A 14,965-nucleotide genomic window follows, 5' to 3' on the forward strand; every position below is an offset into this window, starting at 1 on the left:
CGCACTCCTGCAGACAGGCGGAGTCCAGTACACCAGGGGCCGTGGAGGGCACCACCGGAACATCGGTCTACGCGATGCGCGCGATCACCACCGCTGAAGACCGGGCGGCCGTCAAACGACTGGTCGAGGAACGCAACCGCTGGCTCGCCACCCGGTTGATCGCCGGACCCAGCATGACCGAGGCAGGCACCACAGTGCCCGAGGAATCACTCACCGTCGGTCTCTTCGAGGACGACCAGCCCGTCGGCTGCCTCCGGTTGCAGAGACAGCCGCGCCACGAGGCCCATTGGGCAGCCGAACCCGCGGAACCGAGCCTGCTGCTCTCCTTCGCTCACAGCACCCCAGGCCGTGCGAGCGACCGAATCGGCCAGCTGATGTCGATATGGGCCCAGGACTTCGCCGCCCGTCTCGGCATGGCCTCCGTGCGCTGCGAGATACCCGGATCACCCGCAGTTCTGAGCGAAGGCCGCAGACCCGGGCGCCTGCTGCGCCATCTCCGTGACCGGTGCGGATGGCAGATCAAGCACCACGGCAGAACCCCCGCAGGCCGGCCGGTGGCTCTGCTGCAACTGCCGGCGCTGGCCCGCCCCGACCTCGCCCCGCTCATTCTCTGCAGGGTCCCCCTGACCATTCGCGACGCCGCACGCGCGCCCCACACCTCCATCGGGAGCCAGCCTTGACGACACCACCAGCAGAGCCGCTGCTGCAGGACCTGCGCTGCGATCTCGACGTCCTCGCCTCCCCGGACGCATCCGACTGGCCGAAGGTGGCCGACGCAGCCGGCCGGCTCGCCCCCACGGTCTGGGAGGCGCTGCAGCGGCAGGGCCTGCTAGAAGGACTGACTCCGCACGACCAGGCCGCCGTCCACTACGCGCTCGCCCTCGGGAACCGCATCCAATCGGCCCCACACAGGCAACGGGACATCGCCTACTGGCGGCCCCTCATTGACGAACTGCGCTCTGAGATCGCCCATTTCGCGACGTGGTGGACGCCCGGCACCCTGGCGTGGCCGGAAGCGGATCCCGAACGGGCGCAGCAAGGGACCGGCGCCATTGAGCTGCGCAAGCGGCTCATCGCCCTCCCACCATCCTGGCAGCACCACATTCTGGAGCGGCTGACACCGGTCCGGCGATACAGCCAGGACGAGAGCGCCAACGACACCCCCGCGCTGGCCGCCCTGCTCCGTCATGCCGAAGAACAGACGCGGCTCATGAACTTCCCTCCCGCGCCCGGACCGTTCACGACCCGCCTGGAACCTGGCGCACGCGGACAAGACGTGATGGCCCGCCTTCTTCTGCTGCCCGAGGGATGGCAGACGGAGGTCGTACGACGCCTCGCCGCCGGCGCCGGTCCTCTCACGTCGGTCTCGGACGCGGGGATGGCACTCAACATCATCCGCGTCTTCGGGGTACGGCTCGCCTGGAACGCCTCTACAGGGTCAGGCCAGTGATCACTACCGGCCCACGGCGAGCCATGCCGACCGGAGGAACAACGAACTGGTCGCCCAAGCCGACGCCGCCGGCCTCGAGGGGTTGGAAGAGGAACTCAACTTCTACGCCACGGCCCTGAAGGACATCGACGATGACGAGCTCATGCGTGAGCTGATGGTCACCCAGCCCCCGGGGGCAGCCTCATGAGCACGTCGGCGTCGACGCGCGGCTCCTCGCAGAGGAACGAGGACCTCGAGAGGATCGTGCTGGATGAGCTCAAGTGGTCGTTGTCCGGGTTCGCCATGAGAATCCGCGAGCATTGCGCGGCCACCGGCCACCCCCGGTCCGTGAGCACGAGCACGGTGTCACGATGGTGCGCGGGGGCGCAGCCGGGTCCGGAACTGGCTGCTGCAGCGTGCTACGTCCTGACCCGGGCGTGCAAGCGCCAGGTGATCCCTGAGAGTCTGGGATGGTCGTCCGAGGACAAGGATGTCGCCGAGCAGGCCCTCCAGTACGGCGACCTGAGACATGCGGTGCGGATGCTGCGGCGGCTGTGGCAGATGGACTCCGTGCCCAGGAGCGGCTCCGTGCGGAGGATGTCGTTCGCCTCGACGCCCTCCGCGGTCGAGGCCCTGGTCATGCTGCCCGACACGGAGATCGCCGGGCGCGGCCAGCGGCGGGTGACCATGGCGGACATCGAGCTCCTGGACGCGCACACCGACCTGTACGGCAGGACGGACGCCCGGCACGGAGGCGGGCAGTTCCGCTCCGTTTTCGCCGCCTTCCTCGCCGCCCACGCCGTTCCGCTGCTCGAAGGGGGCTTCAACGCCAAGCGTGGTCGGCAGCTGTACGGCAGCGTTGCCGACGCGGTGCTCGCGCTGGCGAGCATGGCCTACGACGACCAGCTGCCGGGCCTGGCTCAGCGCTATGACCTGCAGGCGATGCGGCTGGCGCAGGCGATCGGGGATCGCGGTCGACTGGCGCGCGGCTGCATTCACCAGGCTCGGCTGGCGGCGGTGCGGGGCGACGGCCGGGAGGTGCTGACGCATGCCCGCAGCGCGGTGGTCGCGGCGTCTGGCGCGCCCGCGCTGGTGCGGGCCTACGTCGCGGTGACGGAGGCCAGGGCGTGGGCCTACAACGGTGATGGCGCGCAGTGCCGGGCGGCAGTGGAACGGGCGCGTGCCGCGTTCGACCGGGCCGGGCGTGGGTCGGACCCGAGGTGGCTGGCGTGGCTGGATCGCCCGGAGTTGGAGGGGCAGGCCGCGTGGGCGCTGGCGATGGCCGGGCTGGCCGATGAGGGCGAGGAGGCTCTGAAGGTGGCGATGGGTCTGCCGCCGGAGCGTACGCGCGACAGTGTGGAGTTGCTGATCACTGGTGCTGAGCTGGCGCGGCTGCGTGGTGAGCGGGCGGAGTGGGATGAGTTGCTGGTGAGGGCGAAGACAGCCGCTCAGCACCTCAAGAGTCGGCGCCTGGCGCGGCGCTTGGCCGACGCCGCCGCGGGCGCCCCGCTCCATGCCTTCTGACCCGGCCGGGTAGGACCGGGCGCGAACCGGTCGGTGACAGAGCGGCGTCAGCGGTCTGTGTCGCCGAGCCAGGTGAGCTTGGCGCGAACGTCGGCAGCGGGACGGGGCCGGGGCCCATCGCCGGGGACGGGGGTGCCGACGTACAGGTAGCCGAGCAGTTGTTCGCCGTCGCCGATGCCGAGGTGCTTGCGGACCTGTGGCGCGTCCGGGTGGGGCCCGCCGAACCAGACGCCGCCCCAGCCGCGGGCGTCGAGGAGCAGCAGCAGTGTGGTGGTCATCGCGGACGTCGCGGCCAGCTGCTCCCAGCGCGGGATGGTGGGGTGGTCGCGGGGCTGGAAGACGATGGCGAGCATCAGTGGCGCGCGCAGGTGCTTGACGGCGATTCTCTCGGCCAGGTCGGTGGTGGGCGCGGCCTCGGCGGCGGCTTCACCGAGGCGGACGCGGGCGTCGCCGCTGATCGCGATCAGGCGCCAGGGGCGCAACTGCCCGTGGTCGGGCGCCGTGGCCGCGGCCGCGAGAAGGTCGAGGAGTTCGTCCGGGCCCGGGGCGGGCTCGGCGAGGCGGATGGTGCTGCGCCGGGTGCGGATCGCCGTCTCGACGATGCCCGCGGCGGCCGGTGCGTCGGGGAAGGTGGTCATCGGGCCGCTCCCGGGCTCTCGGGCAGTACGGTGACCGGCTTGCCGCCGGGGGCCGGCGCGGTGAGGTCGGGGGCGTTGCGGGTGAGGCGGTCGAGCAGGGGCGCGGTGGCGGCGGTCGTGACGACGGCAATGACGACCATGATCGTGAACAGGTTCGTGGAGATGACGCCGAGTTGGAGGCCGATGCCGAGGACGACGATCTCGGTGATTCCGCGGCAGTTCATCAGGGTGCCCAGCAACGCCGACCACCGCCAGTCGCAGCCGGCGAGCCGGGCTGCTCCGGCGGCGGCGACCCACTTGCCCGTCACGGCGACGGCCAGGACGAGCGCGGCCCAGCCCCACTGGCCGGCCGGGAGGGCTGCGAGGTCGGTGTGCAGACCGATGTCGACGAAGAACAGCGGCAGCAGCACGGGGACGACCACCGCTTGGAGGCGGGCGGCGCTGCGCTCGACGGCCGGCACCCCGCGCGGCACGGTCGCGCCGGCCAGGAATGCGCCGATCGCGGGGTGAACGCCGATCCGGTCGGTGGCGTATGCGGTCAGGAGCAGCCCGGTGACCAGCAGCACTGTCACCAGGTCGTCGGAGGTGCGGGCGGCGCGCTCCAGCGTCCGCTTCACGACGGGGCGCGCCGCTGCCAGCGCGGCGGTGAGGGCGGCGGCCAGGGCGAGGGCGGTGAGCGCGTCCAGCGGGGAGCCGGCGGTGGCCAGGGAGGTGACGGCGATGAGCAGACACCAGGCGAGGGCGTCGTCGGTGGCCGCGCACGCGAGGGCGAAGGTGCCGAGGCGCGTGGTGGTCAGGCCCTTGTCGGTGAGGATCCGTGCGAGGACGGGGAAGGCGGTGATGGACAGCGCGGTGGCGATGAACAGCACGAACGGCAGTTGCTGCACGCCGGGAGGCGCGAGAGCCGGGTACATGGCGAGCGCGAGGATGGAGCCGAGCGCCAGGGGCAGCAGGATGCTGCCGGCGGCTACGGAGGCGACGGCGCGGCGGGTGGCGCGCAAGGAGCCCAGGTCGAGTTCGAGGCCGATGAGGAAGAGGAAGACGAGCAGGGCCAGGTTGCCGAGCACGGAGGTGTAGGGCAGAACGGCGGGAGGCAGCAGGAGGTGCTGGACGCCGGGGGCGAGCCAGCCAAGGAGGGAAGGGCCGAGGAGGATGCCGACGGCCATCTCGCCGATGACGGGCGGCTGGCCGAGGCGGCGGGCGGCCCAGCCGCCGGCCTGGCAGGCCAGCGCCACGGCGGGGACGGCGACGAGGACGAGTGGGAGGGGACTGGACAAGGCAGGGATCCTCCAGGGACGGCGGGGCGAGGGCCGGCGGGCGTGCGCGAGCGGCCTGGCAGCGCGGAGCGGCGAGCCGGGAGCGGGCCGCGAGAGGGTGAGCGAGGGTCAGGTGCGCAGCAGGGGCAGGGTGGTGCAGCGCAGGGAGCCGGGGATGCGGGTGACCTCGCCGTAGTCGATGGTCAGGACCTCGAGCCCGCGGGCGGCCAGGGCGGCAGCGATCCGGTCGCTTCCGGCGGCGACCACGATCGTGGTGGGGGCGATGGCCAGGACGTTGACCTGGACCGCGCGGGCCTCGGCGTCGGTGACCGGGATGAGGTCGTCGAAGTGGGCGTCGAACCAGCGGTTCTGGTCGGCGGTGAACACCTCGCGGTGGATGAGGGCGGTGCCGGGCGCGACCACGGCAAGGTGGTCGTCGAGGTGGACGATCCCCTTACCCGCGAAGTGCACGGGGACGACCTCGCGGTCGACGCCGTGCCGGGCGAGGGCCTCCTGGAGGGCGGCCACACCGACGGGGCTGGTCTCCTCGCTCAGGCCGACGAGGACGCGGCCCTTGTCGGGGAGCAGGACGTCACCGCCCTCGATCGTGCCCCGCGTGAGGTCGACGGGCCGCAGTCCGAGCGCAGGGTCGGTGAGGGCGTCCGTCTCGGGCAGACGGTGTTCGGAGTTCAGGCGGGCCCGGAACAGGACGTGGTCGACAGCGAAGGCGATGTCGCGGGGGTAGTGCTGGACGGAGCAGCCCGGCGCCGGAGGGAGCAGGACGACCTCGGCGCCGCGGTCGCGCAGCAGGCCGATCAGCTGGTCCTGCTGGGCGCGGACGGCGGCGGGGTCGTGGGTGGTCCAGGAGCTGGTGGCCTGTTGGCGGGCGAGGACGGGATGGACATCGGGGCCGGCCAGGGGGCGGGTGAAGTCGCTGGCGTGTCGCATGGCGACGCGGCGCAGGGTTCCGTACTCGGTGGCGACACGGGTGGCGGTGGGCACGGGTCCTCCGGGGGCGATCGGTTCGGGCGCTGGTGGTGCGGGGTGGAGGCGGCCCCAGCACGGCCCGGTCGTGGGGTGCCTGCGGAGGCGGGCGCCGTCAGGTGCGCCTGCCCCCGCAGGGATCCGGGGTCAGCCGGCCGCCGCGTGCCGGTTGTCGTGCTGGGCGAGCCAGGGGGCGGCCTCGGCGAGCCGGTTCAGGTTGGTGGGCACCAGGGCCGGGTCGGTGTCGTGGTGGTCGAGGGCGGTGGCGAGGATGCCGATGACCGTGTCGTCGCCGTAGTCCCGGGCGGCGATGTGGCTGCCGCAGTCGGGGCAGAAGCCGCGGGCGGTCTTACCCGGGTAGGTGTCGAACCACGTCGGCTCGGCACCGGTCCACTCCAGCCCCGCCATCGGGAAGCCGACCCACCACTGGAACGGCGCGCCGGAGCGCTTGGCGCAGTGCTCGCATCGGCAGATGTGCGGGTCGTCCACCGGGCCGGTGACGGTGAAGCGGATCTTCCCGCACAGGGGGAGGCAGCCGCCGGAGCGGACCTCGGAGCCGGAGCCGGTGGCGGCGACAGTCTCGGACACTAGTTCAATTCCCTTGCGCGATGGGCCAGTTGGGTCCACCAGTGTGCCATCGCGCCGAAGATCTGCAGGAAGCCCTCCATGGCCTGCGGCAGGTCGAGGTGGAAGAGCTCACTCTGTCGGATGAACCGGGCCAGGCCCTCGATGTGCGCCTCTTCCACGCTCATGCCGCCGACCTGCGCGGCCTCGTGGCTCTCGTCGAGGTGGAGCCGGTAGTAGTAGTCCAGGTTCTTCAGCCCCGCACTACTGGTGCCGGTGGTCAGTTCGCCGTACCGGTTGGTGATGTCCCGCAGGATCTCGGTCTCGGCGACGGCGACGCCCTCGGTGGCGTAGTAGCCGCCGGCGATGAGGCCGGTCATGTGGGAGTTCACCAGAACCTGGTGCTGGAGGACCAGTTTGGCGGTCTCGTCGGCGGGGACGTGGCCGTTGACGAGCAGGCCGAGGTCGGCGAGGAGCGCGCGGGTGTAGAGGATGTAGTGGGCGGGGACCTTGCCGGGCTCGCCGCCCTCTTCCAGGAAGTTGCGGTCGAACTCGTGGCCGAGGGCGGGGCAGGAGCCGTAGACCTGGGCGGCGGCCAGGCGCAGGAACTGGGCGTTGTGCCGGGCGAAGACGGCGAGCTCCGCGATGAACAGGCGGGCCTGGGCCTCGGTGAGGGTGCCGGGGTCGACCAGGGCGCGGATCTGCCGGTAGACGGTGTCGATCATGGGCTTGAGGTGCTTGTCGACGAGCTCGTCACCACTGTTGCGGGTGCCCTGGAGGGTGGCGTGGATGTAGCTGCGGGTCTCCGGGTTCGCCATCAGGTACGCCTCGACGAGGCTGGTGTTGCGCAGGGTGTCGAGCGTGGGTGCGGGTGCGGTGGTCACTTGGTCTCCTCGGTCGTGGTGGTGACGGTCAGGCCGCCGGTGGCGCCGAGCGTGCGGATCGCGGCGATCGCCTTCGGGTCGTCGGGGAGGGGGGTCGGGCCGGTGTTGAGGCGCTCGACCAGGTCGGGGGTGAGGACGGCGGGGTCGGCCGCCGTCTCGCAGCCGCGGAGGAACGCCTGCTCGCCGGTGACCATCAGCCGGTAGGGGGCGCGGACTGCGACGCTCGTGCCGGGCGCGAGGTCGGCGGCGGCGAACGCGGTGGCGGCCTCGGCGCGGGCGAGGTCATGGTCGGTCTGCTGCCAGCCGCCGTTGCTGAGGACGGTGTGCCAGCGCTGGTGGGCGTGCTCCGCGGCGGCGGCCGGTGCCTGCTCGGCGGCGGCGGTGAATGCGGCGGCGGTCACCGTGGTCAGCCGGCGGGCGAGTTCGGCGGGGCCCGCGGTCAGGGGCTGCATCGGGGACGGCTGGCCGGCGTCGGTGTCTGGCTCACTGACCAGCAGGGCGCCGAGCAGGTCCGGTGCGATCCAGGCCCGGGCGATCGCGGCGTCGGGGAAGGTGTAGAGGGGGATGGCGACGGAGACGGAGAACTCGCTCTGCCGGCCGACGTGGAAGACGCGCTCGGGCAGGAACAGGGCGTCGCCGGGCTCCAGGGCGAAGTGCTCGCCGTGCTCCAGGAGCCACGTGTAGTCGCCGTACAGCGGGTCGCTGCCTCCGGTGAGCTTGCGGTACTCGTCGGCCGGCCAGCAGTAGAAGTCCTTGGTGCCGGGCCCGTAGTGGGTGAGGAACGCGTTCTCGTAGCCCTCGTGGACGCCGAAGGCGGTCCCGCTGTAGTTGCCGACGAAGGCGACCAGTTCGGCGCCGCCGGACGGGAGGCCCCAGCCGTCGATCAGCGCGCCGACGAACTCGCCCAGGCCCGCGGCCAGCGGCTCGCTGACGCTCTCCAGGGTGTTGAGGACCAGGCTGAACCGCTCGGCGCCGACCTGCTCCTGCATCCATGCGGGGAAGCCGTCCTCCGGCCAGGCGTCGGCGGCCAGCACCTTGTCCACCAGGTCGGGGCGGTGCTCCTCGCCCACGTACACCCGGGCGTTCGCGGTGATCTCCCGCCCGGCGGCGTGGGCACGGCGGATCTCGGCGAAGCCGTCCAGGACGGCGGCCGCGTTCGCTGCCGAGGCGGGGACGACGCCCTTGAACAGGTGCGGGCGGGTCATGCCGTCGGTCTTCTCGGGCAGGGTGTCGGTCCAGAATGCGCGGGGCGGAGGCCACGCTCCGGTGCTGCTGCTCATGGCCGGGTACTCCTTGGGGTTCGGGCCGCGCGGGTGGCGGCCAGGTGTGCGTGGAGGGGCGGGCCGGGCGCTCAGGCCGCGAGGTAGTCCTCGAGGCCGCCGTCGCGGACGGTGTCGAGGGTGAAGCAGTGGTGCCCGCCTCCGAACAGGCGCCGGTGGCGGTGGCGGACCGGGACGACGGTGAAGCCGCGCTGCTCCAGCAGTTCGATCAGCTCCGGGTAGAGGGAGTTGACGACCACCGTGCTCTCGTCGATCGACAGGACGTTGATGTCGATGTACCGGGACGCGGTGGGGATCACGAACCCGAACTCGTCGTAGTCCTGCTCGGGCACGGCGCTCGGCGGCGGGTAGATCGCCTCCCAGCCGCGCATCGCCTCCGGCAGGTACTGCAGGTAGTTCGGGGAGCGCAGCAGCATCAGGCCCGGGCGCAGGGGGACGACGATGGAGTCGACGTGGTTGTCGGCGATCCCCGGCAGCCGGTGCAGGCGCTGGCCGGGGAAGTTGCGGGCCAGCCACCGGTAGGCGAGCTCGTGGTTGCGGTTGGCGACGTTGACCAGCACGTCGCGGCCCAGGCGGACGCACTGCGCGCCGTCGAAGACCATCTCCAGGCCCAGGCCGTCGATCGGCAGGGCATTCTCGCCTGCCATCGCGGCGGTGACGTCGATGTCCTTCTGGTCGAAGTAGGCGGTGTCGAGGGAGCCGGCGGCGAGCGCGGGGCGCGGCATGGACAGCCAGTTCGCGCCCTGCTCGAAGTAGCGGGCGAAGTGGGGCTTGAGGTGGTCGTTCTCGAAGATCCGGCCACGGATGTGCGGCGCGGTCTCCACGATCGTCTCCCCGAGGATGATCGCGTTGTCCCGGACGTTCAGCGGCGGTGTCGCTCCGCTGCTCCACCACGGGGAGGACACCTCGACGTCCTTGCCGGGGGCGGAGGGGCGCAGTACGCGCACCCCGCAGCTGGCGAGGGCGTCGGCGAAGCCGGCGACGTCCTCGTTCAGCTCGTCGACGATCTGCTGCGGGATGGACAGCTTCCGCTGCCCGTCGGCCAGGTGGGGGGCGACGTTTTCGAAGTAGAACAGCCGCCAGCTGATGTCGGTGTCGTGCGTGGTGTAGTGGTCGGCGCGGCCGACGACGACCTCGCGCAGCCGGGTGAAGTCGTCGAAGCTGTGCACACCGCTGGCGGGCGGGTTGAGCTGGGGATGGGTCATGGGTGGCCGCCTCCTCGGCGGCGGGTGCCGGCACGGCCCGGACGGCAGGGGGTGCCGTCCGGGCGGCACTGCGGCGGGCCCGGTCGTGGACGGGATGAGGGGGATCGGTCAGACGGCCGCGCGCTCGGCGGCCACAGCCTGCTGGGGTGCGGGCTGGGAGGTGAGGCGGGCGATGATGTCCTCGATCACGCACGGCATCTCGGGAGTGGAGCGGCGGCGGAAGAAGTAGCCGGAGCACCAGGGCACCTCGTCGAAGCGCTCCAGGCGCTCGGAGAGGAGGGCGGTGGCCTCGGGCAGGCGTCGCCAGGGGATCTTGGGGCACCAGTGGTGCACCGGGTGGAACATGTCGTCGAGGTGGCCGCCGAGAAGGTGCCGGGTGAGCCAGTGCGAGGTCCAGCCGCGGGTCTGCAGCAGCACGTCGTCGCGGTTCTCGATCAGCCCGGCGTGGTTGCCGAGGTCGGTGATCCAGGTGACCACCGGCCGCACGAACACCAGCGGGACCAGCCAGTACAGCAGCAGGTCGCCGAGGGCGCCGAAGGACCAGCACACGGCGGCGACGCCCGCCCACAGCACCGCGCGGGCGGCCGGCGCCCACCGACTCTCCCGCGGGCCGCAGGTCACTAGCACCCGCATCGCCGACGTCGGCAGCCGCCACAGCGCAGCCTTGACGATCACCCGCAGCACGAACCTGCTCCGGCTCATCGGCGCCCGGACCGTGTGAAGGCGCCCGGCCCGGTACGACTGGAACATCGGATCGCCCGCGCTGCCCAGCTGCGCGTGGTGCACCCCGTGGGTGACCCGGTAGGGCCGAAGCCCCTCGCCGAGCATGCCGGTCAGCAGGTACCCCACCAGTCGGTTGCCGCGCGCGGTGGCCAGCAATTTCGCGTGGACGCACTCGTGTGCCAGATTCGACAGATGCCGCTGGCGCACCCCGATGTACAGCACCGCGAGCAGCGGCCCGACGACGTGCCCGACTTGGGAGCCGACGATCGCCGCCACGACGATCGCTCCGACATCGCACGCGACATCCCGCAGGCCGACACTGGGAGCGCCGCACAGGTCTTCCAGCTTGCCGATCAGCTCCGGCCCCAGCTCCTTCCGGACCGGACCGGACGCGCCGGTCGAGTGCCGGGTACGCCTCGGCGTCTTCTCGCGCCGGCGTACCGACCACCGGCTGGGCCTGCCCATCTGCTCTCCTTGGGAGATCACTGCACTGGAACGGGACATGGGACTTCCATGAACTGCTGCCGGTGGGGCGGGGCGCCCCGCCCCACCGGCAGCAGCTGCACGTCAGCCGATCAGGACGATCGGGGTCAGGCGGCCGTGCCGGGGCGCATGCCGAGCTTGACGCCCGGGCGCATGCCGAGCTTCACGGCGACCGCGCCCGGACGCATGCCGAGCTTGACGCCCTCGCCCGGGCGCATCCCCAGCTTCAGGTCGTTGTCCATGTGCACTCCTCTCGGGCCGCGGGCATGCCGCGGCCACGCGTGGTGAATCGGATGGTCGAGCCAGAGATGAGCACGGCTCGAGGGAACCGGCCGGGCGCTGCGCCGAGGGCGCAGGTGAAGCCGTCGCGCCGAGTGGCCGTGCCATCACGCTAGAGCCGCACCAAGGGCACCGGCAACGGGTCATGGCGTTGCGCCTGGTGCGTTGGGGGGTTGCGTACCCGTTGCGTCCACCTTGCCGCTGAACTGGGAAAACGCCTCTGCAGGCCGCTGGAATCGCAGCAAAGTGCCGTACATCGACCCCTCGGCCCGTGTGCGCGGTCTTCTGCGCTTCGGCGGCGTGCGGCTACCTTGAGGCGCTCCGAGGGGGCCGCGCCGCCCAGGCCACCCCCGGTTCACCAACCCCCCTTTCGTGTAGCCGAGTTGAGAGGACACATGCATGTCCGCGCTGTCCGGCCCCATCCGCACCAAGGCCCACGTCCTGCGCGGCCTGCGGACCCTGCTGCACGACGAGGGCTTCACCGAGGTCGTCACCCCCGTCGCGCGCCGCGCCGACCTCGGGCCCGGCCGCCGCGCACCCGCCGGCCTCCACGAAGGCCGGTACCTGCGCGCGATGATCGGCCCGGCGCTGCGCGTCAACGTGAGCACCGACCGCCCGCGGGTGTACGAGATCGGCCCGTGCTTCCGGCCCGAGCCCCCGGACGCCCTCCACGCCGCCGAGTTCACGATGCTCGACCTGTACGCCGCCGAGCTCGACTTCGAGGGCCTGATCGACCTCGCCTGGCGCCTGGTCGGCCCGCACCTGCCCTCCTACACCCCCGAGCGGCTTTCGATCGCCGACCACGTCCACACCGAGTTCGGCATCGACCTGCGCACCGAGCCCATCGGCGACCTGCACCCGCGCATGGCCGCCCGGATCGGCGCCGCCGCGGGCGAGCCGTTCCGCGACGTCCTCGGCCGCTACATCGCCCGCGAACTCGAGGCCGGCACCGCGGGCCGCGCGGTGTTCCTGACCGACTACCCGAGCGGCGGCGACGAGCCGTGCGCCCGCCTGGCTCCCGGCACCACCGCCGTCCTGGAACGGTTCGAGCTCATCGTCGACGGCATCGAGCTCGTCCACGGCTACACCGACGAGACGGACCGGAAGGCCTTCACCGAACGCGCCAAGGCCGTCGGCCTCTACGACGACGAACAGCGGCTCGCCCAGGAAGCCGTCGAGTCCGGGGCCGTCCCCGCGGACACCGCCGGCCTCGGCATCGGCATCGAGCGGCTGTGCGCCGCCTCCGCCGGACTGCGCGACATCATCCCGTTCCTCCAGTCCCCCCAGTTCTAACCGCCCGCCCCTCGGCCCCGGAGGCACGATGGACCTTGCGATCACCCCGCTGCCCGGCGGATTCGGCGCCCGCGTCGACACCGACCTCGCCCGCGCGACCGGCGCCGCTGCAGCGCGGGCTCTCACCGACGCCCTGCACCGCCACCGCGTGCTGGTCCTGCCCGGCCAGCACCTCAACCACGCCGAACTGCTCGGCGCGGCCTCCCTGTTCGGCACCGTCGACGCCGCCACCGACCGCCGCTACACCGTCCCCGGCTTCCCCGGCCTCACCGTCGTCTCCAACCTCCACCAGGACGGCACGCCGATCGGCATCTACGACGGCGACCAGGAGGAGGAGTGGCACGCCGACAACTCCTTCAAGCCGCAGCTGACCGCCGCCACCCTGCTGTACTCGGTCATCACCCCCGGCGAGGGCGGCGAAACCCGCTTCGCCGACTCCACCCGCGCCTACGCCGATTTTCCCCCTGCGATGCGGCAACGCACCGCAGGGATGCGAGCGGTGCACTCCATCGAGCAGCTCGGTGTCCTGCAGAGCCAGGCCGGCGGCGGCCAGTCGTCGATCGCGGCCGGAAGCCTGGCCGGCCACCCGGAGGTCGAGCACCCGCTCGTCCTGACCCACCCAGTCACCGGCGCCCGCTCGCTGCTGCTCGGCTCCATGGTGATCAGCGGCATCACCGGGCTTTCCGGGAGGGAGAGCCGGGCCCTGCTCGACGAGCTGCTGGAGCACGCAACCAGCGCACCGTACGTCTACAGCCACCGCTGGAAGCAGGGCGACCTGGTCGTCTGGGACAACCTCGCCACCCTCCACACCGCCTCGCCCTGCGATAGTTCCCGCCACCGCCGGCTGCTGTACCGCGCCGCCGTCCGATAGCCGAAGGCCTCGCGTTCACAACGCCGGATGACCCGCGGCGAGAACACGAAGTCTGCCTGTACCCCGACCCTAGGGTGTGCCCATGACCGAGAAGGTTCCCCTGAAAGAGACCGCCCTCAACGCCGAGCGCATCGCCCGCATCGGTCGCGAAATCCAAGCGGTCTGCCCCGAGTTCGACGCCGACAGCTTCGTGACGTCGGTGATGGCGGACCTCCCCCAGCTGGAGCTGGGCGCCCGGATCGCTCGGACCAGCATGGGCCTGCACGCCCACCTTCCGGTCACCGGCCCCGACGCAGTCGACATCCTGCTGCGCTCCCTGCCCCCGACCCCTGAGGCGGCCGGAGTGACCAACGATTTCGGCCTGCACCTCTACTCGCCCCACTCCGACTACGTCTCCCGCTACCTCCGTGCCGCCAAGTACCTGGACCGATCGCTCGCCGCGCTGGCCCGCATGACGGGGTACTTCTCCGCCGAGCTTCCGGTGCGGCACTTTCTCGCCGAGTTCCCCGACGAGACGATGAGAGCCGTCGACGCGTGGACCCGGAACGAGGACTTCCGGGTACGCCGGCTGGCGAGCGAGGCCACCCGGCCCCTACTGCCCTGGGCCCCGCGAATCACGCTCCCCGTCGACACGGGCCTGCCCGTCCTCGAGCACCTCTACGACGACGCCCACCTCTACGTCCGCACCTCCGTGGCCAACCACCTGGGTGACATCGCCGCCAGCCAGCCCGACCTCGCGCTGACCACCCTTCAGCGTTGGAAGGAGTCAGGCCGACTCGCCGATGAACAGTTCGCCTTCCTCGCCCGGAACGCCCTGCGCAACCTCCTGAAGGAGGGCTGGCCGCCCGCCTACACCATCCTCGGCTACGCCCACGACGCGCCCATCACGCTCACCCCGCTCACCATTGAGCGCACCGACCTCCGTGAGGGCGACACCCTGAACTTCTCCGCCAGTCTCACCACCACAACAGCCGCCCCGGTCCACGTAATGACCGTGATCACCACAACAGGGCAGAACGGCCAGCCGCGGGAGAAGGTGTCCTTCCTGCGCCGCGCCACCGCCAAGCCGGGCCAGGCACTGCGGCTCGCCAAGGCGCACCCCTTGCGCTCAACCGCGCGATGGAGGGTCACACCGGGCTCCTACTCCCTCGCCCTCCAGGTCAACGGCCGCCGCTTCCCCTCCGTCACCTTCACCGTCCTCGGTACCTAACTCTCCCTCCGCCCCACGCCCGCCAGGACCGCGCCTGCCAGCACCAGGGGCCCGGAGGCGGCCTGTCCGACTACGCGGCCTGAGGCTGCGCTCGGACCTGACTGACCGCGCAGATTCTCAGTGCCTCAGCATCGGCGTTTCGGCCAATCCCCACTGAAGATCCGCCCCCACTGGCCTTCGACTCCGCCGATGTCATGGCGGCCGACGCGGCGGGAAGGGAGCGCGTAACGCTTCAGGCACCCTGGCTCCGCTCACCGTGACAGAAATCCGCCGACTCCTGGCGTCTCACCTCACTCCTAACCACCGTGTCGCCGGTCGCTTCGCGCGCACGCGCTGAACTGG

Annotated in this window: 15 protein-coding genes; 6 read left to right on the plus strand and 9 right to left on the minus strand. The window is 71.8% G+C overall.

Annotated features, from left to right (window positions below; all coding sequences use genetic code 11):
* Nucleotides 1–41 precede the first annotated feature (41 nt).
* The 3 genes from OGH68_RS00130 to OGH68_RS00140 all read left to right on the plus strand — a co-directional run bounded on the left by OGH68_RS00130 (nucleotide 42) and on the right by OGH68_RS00140 (nucleotide 2,953).
* A complete protein-coding gene (locus tag OGH68_RS00130; RefSeq protein WP_264241194.1) occupies nucleotides 42–680 on the plus strand; it encodes a hypothetical protein in 639 nt (212 codons plus the stop codon).
* A complete protein-coding gene (locus OGH68_RS00135) occupies nucleotides 677–1,450 on the plus strand; it encodes a hypothetical protein (protein ID WP_264241195.1) in 774 nt (257 codons plus the stop codon). Before OGH68_RS00130 ends, OGH68_RS00135 begins: the two co-directional genes overlap by 4 nt.
* A 183-nt stretch (nucleotides 1,451–1,633) precedes the next feature.
* A complete protein-coding gene (locus OGH68_RS00140; protein WP_264241196.1) occupies nucleotides 1,634–2,953 on the plus strand; it encodes a transcriptional regulator in 1,320 nt (439 codons plus the stop codon).
* A 47-nt stretch (nucleotides 2,954–3,000) separates the two neighbouring features.
* On the opposite strand, the gene OGH68_RS00145 is transcribed toward OGH68_RS00140, so the two are convergent.
* The 9 genes from OGH68_RS00145 to OGH68_RS00185 all read right to left on the minus strand — a co-directional run bounded on the left by OGH68_RS00145 (nucleotide 3,001) and on the right by OGH68_RS00185 (nucleotide 11,212).
* The gene (locus OGH68_RS00145; protein WP_264241197.1) at nucleotides 3,001–3,591 is read right to left on the minus strand and encodes a nitroreductase family protein; all 591 of its coding nucleotides are present in this window, start codon (nucleotides 3,589–3,591) and stop codon (nucleotides 3,001–3,003) included.
* Nucleotides 3,588–4,868, minus strand: a complete 1,281-nt coding sequence (locus OGH68_RS00150; RefSeq protein WP_264241198.1) for a cation:proton antiporter — start codon at nucleotides 4,866–4,868, stop codon at nucleotides 3,588–3,590. Before OGH68_RS00150 ends, OGH68_RS00145 begins: the two co-directional genes overlap by 4 nt.
* A gap of 108 nt (nucleotides 4,869–4,976) precedes the next feature.
* Nucleotides 4,977–5,849 carry a dimethylarginine dimethylaminohydrolase family protein gene (locus tag OGH68_RS00155; protein ID WP_264241199.1) on the minus strand — a complete coding sequence of 291 codons (873 nt, stop codon included), beginning with the start codon at nucleotides 5,847–5,849 and terminating at the stop codon, nucleotides 4,977–4,979.
* 129 nt (nucleotides 5,850–5,978) lie between these two features.
* The gene (locus tag OGH68_RS00160) at nucleotides 5,979–6,419 is read right to left on the minus strand and encodes a GFA family protein (protein WP_264241201.1); all 441 of its coding nucleotides are present in this window, start codon (nucleotides 6,417–6,419) and stop codon (nucleotides 5,979–5,981) included.
* Complete coding sequence (locus OGH68_RS00165) at nucleotides 6,419–7,279, minus strand: DUF3865 domain-containing protein (protein WP_264241202.1); 861 nt, start codon at nucleotides 7,277–7,279, stop codon at nucleotides 6,419–6,421. Before OGH68_RS00165 ends, OGH68_RS00160 begins: the two co-directional genes overlap by 1 nt.
* On the minus strand, nucleotides 7,276–8,559 hold the full coding sequence (locus OGH68_RS00170; RefSeq protein WP_264241203.1) for a hypothetical protein: 1,284 nt from the start codon (nucleotides 8,557–8,559) through the stop codon (nucleotides 7,276–7,278). Before OGH68_RS00170 ends, OGH68_RS00165 begins: the two co-directional genes overlap by 4 nt.
* Before the next feature lie 71 nt (nucleotides 8,560–8,630).
* A complete protein-coding gene (locus OGH68_RS00175) occupies nucleotides 8,631–9,764 on the minus strand; it encodes an inosamine-phosphate amidinotransferase 1 (RefSeq protein ID WP_264241204.1) in 1,134 nt (377 codons plus the stop codon).
* 108 nt (nucleotides 9,765–9,872) lie between these two features.
* On the minus strand, nucleotides 9,873–10,952 hold the full coding sequence (locus tag OGH68_RS00180; protein ID WP_264241205.1) for a fatty acid desaturase family protein: 1,080 nt from the start codon (nucleotides 10,950–10,952) through the stop codon (nucleotides 9,873–9,875).
* A 125-nt stretch (nucleotides 10,953–11,077) separates the two neighbouring features.
* Nucleotides 11,078–11,212 carry a hypothetical protein gene (locus tag OGH68_RS00185; RefSeq protein ID WP_264241206.1) on the minus strand — a complete coding sequence of 45 codons (135 nt, stop codon included), beginning with the start codon at nucleotides 11,210–11,212 and terminating at the stop codon, nucleotides 11,078–11,080.
* A 436-nt stretch (nucleotides 11,213–11,648) separates the two neighbouring features.
* Here OGH68_RS00185 and OGH68_RS00190 point away from each other — a divergent pair, with 436 nt between their 5' ends.
* The 3 genes from OGH68_RS00190 to OGH68_RS00200 all read left to right on the plus strand — a co-directional run bounded on the left by OGH68_RS00190 (nucleotide 11,649) and on the right by OGH68_RS00200 (nucleotide 14,623).
* Entirely contained in the window at nucleotides 11,649–12,542 is an 894-nt protein-coding gene (locus OGH68_RS00190; RefSeq protein WP_264241207.1) for an amino acid--tRNA ligase-related protein, read from the plus strand.
* 28 nt (nucleotides 12,543–12,570) lie between these two features.
* The gene (locus OGH68_RS00195) at nucleotides 12,571–13,413 is read left to right on the plus strand and encodes a TauD/TfdA dioxygenase family protein (protein ID WP_264241208.1); all 843 of its coding nucleotides are present in this window, start codon (nucleotides 12,571–12,573) and stop codon (nucleotides 13,411–13,413) included.
* A gap of 82 nt (nucleotides 13,414–13,495) precedes the next feature.
* Entirely contained in the window at nucleotides 13,496–14,623 is a 1,128-nt protein-coding gene (locus OGH68_RS00200) for a hypothetical protein (protein ID WP_264241209.1), read from the plus strand.
* Nucleotides 14,624–14,965 lie beyond the last annotated feature (342 nt).

It is taken from the genome of Streptomyces peucetius, from assembly GCF_025854275.1.
GTDB classification, from domain to species: Bacteria; Actinomycetota; Actinomycetes; order Streptomycetales; family Streptomycetaceae; genus Streptomyces; species Streptomyces peucetius_A.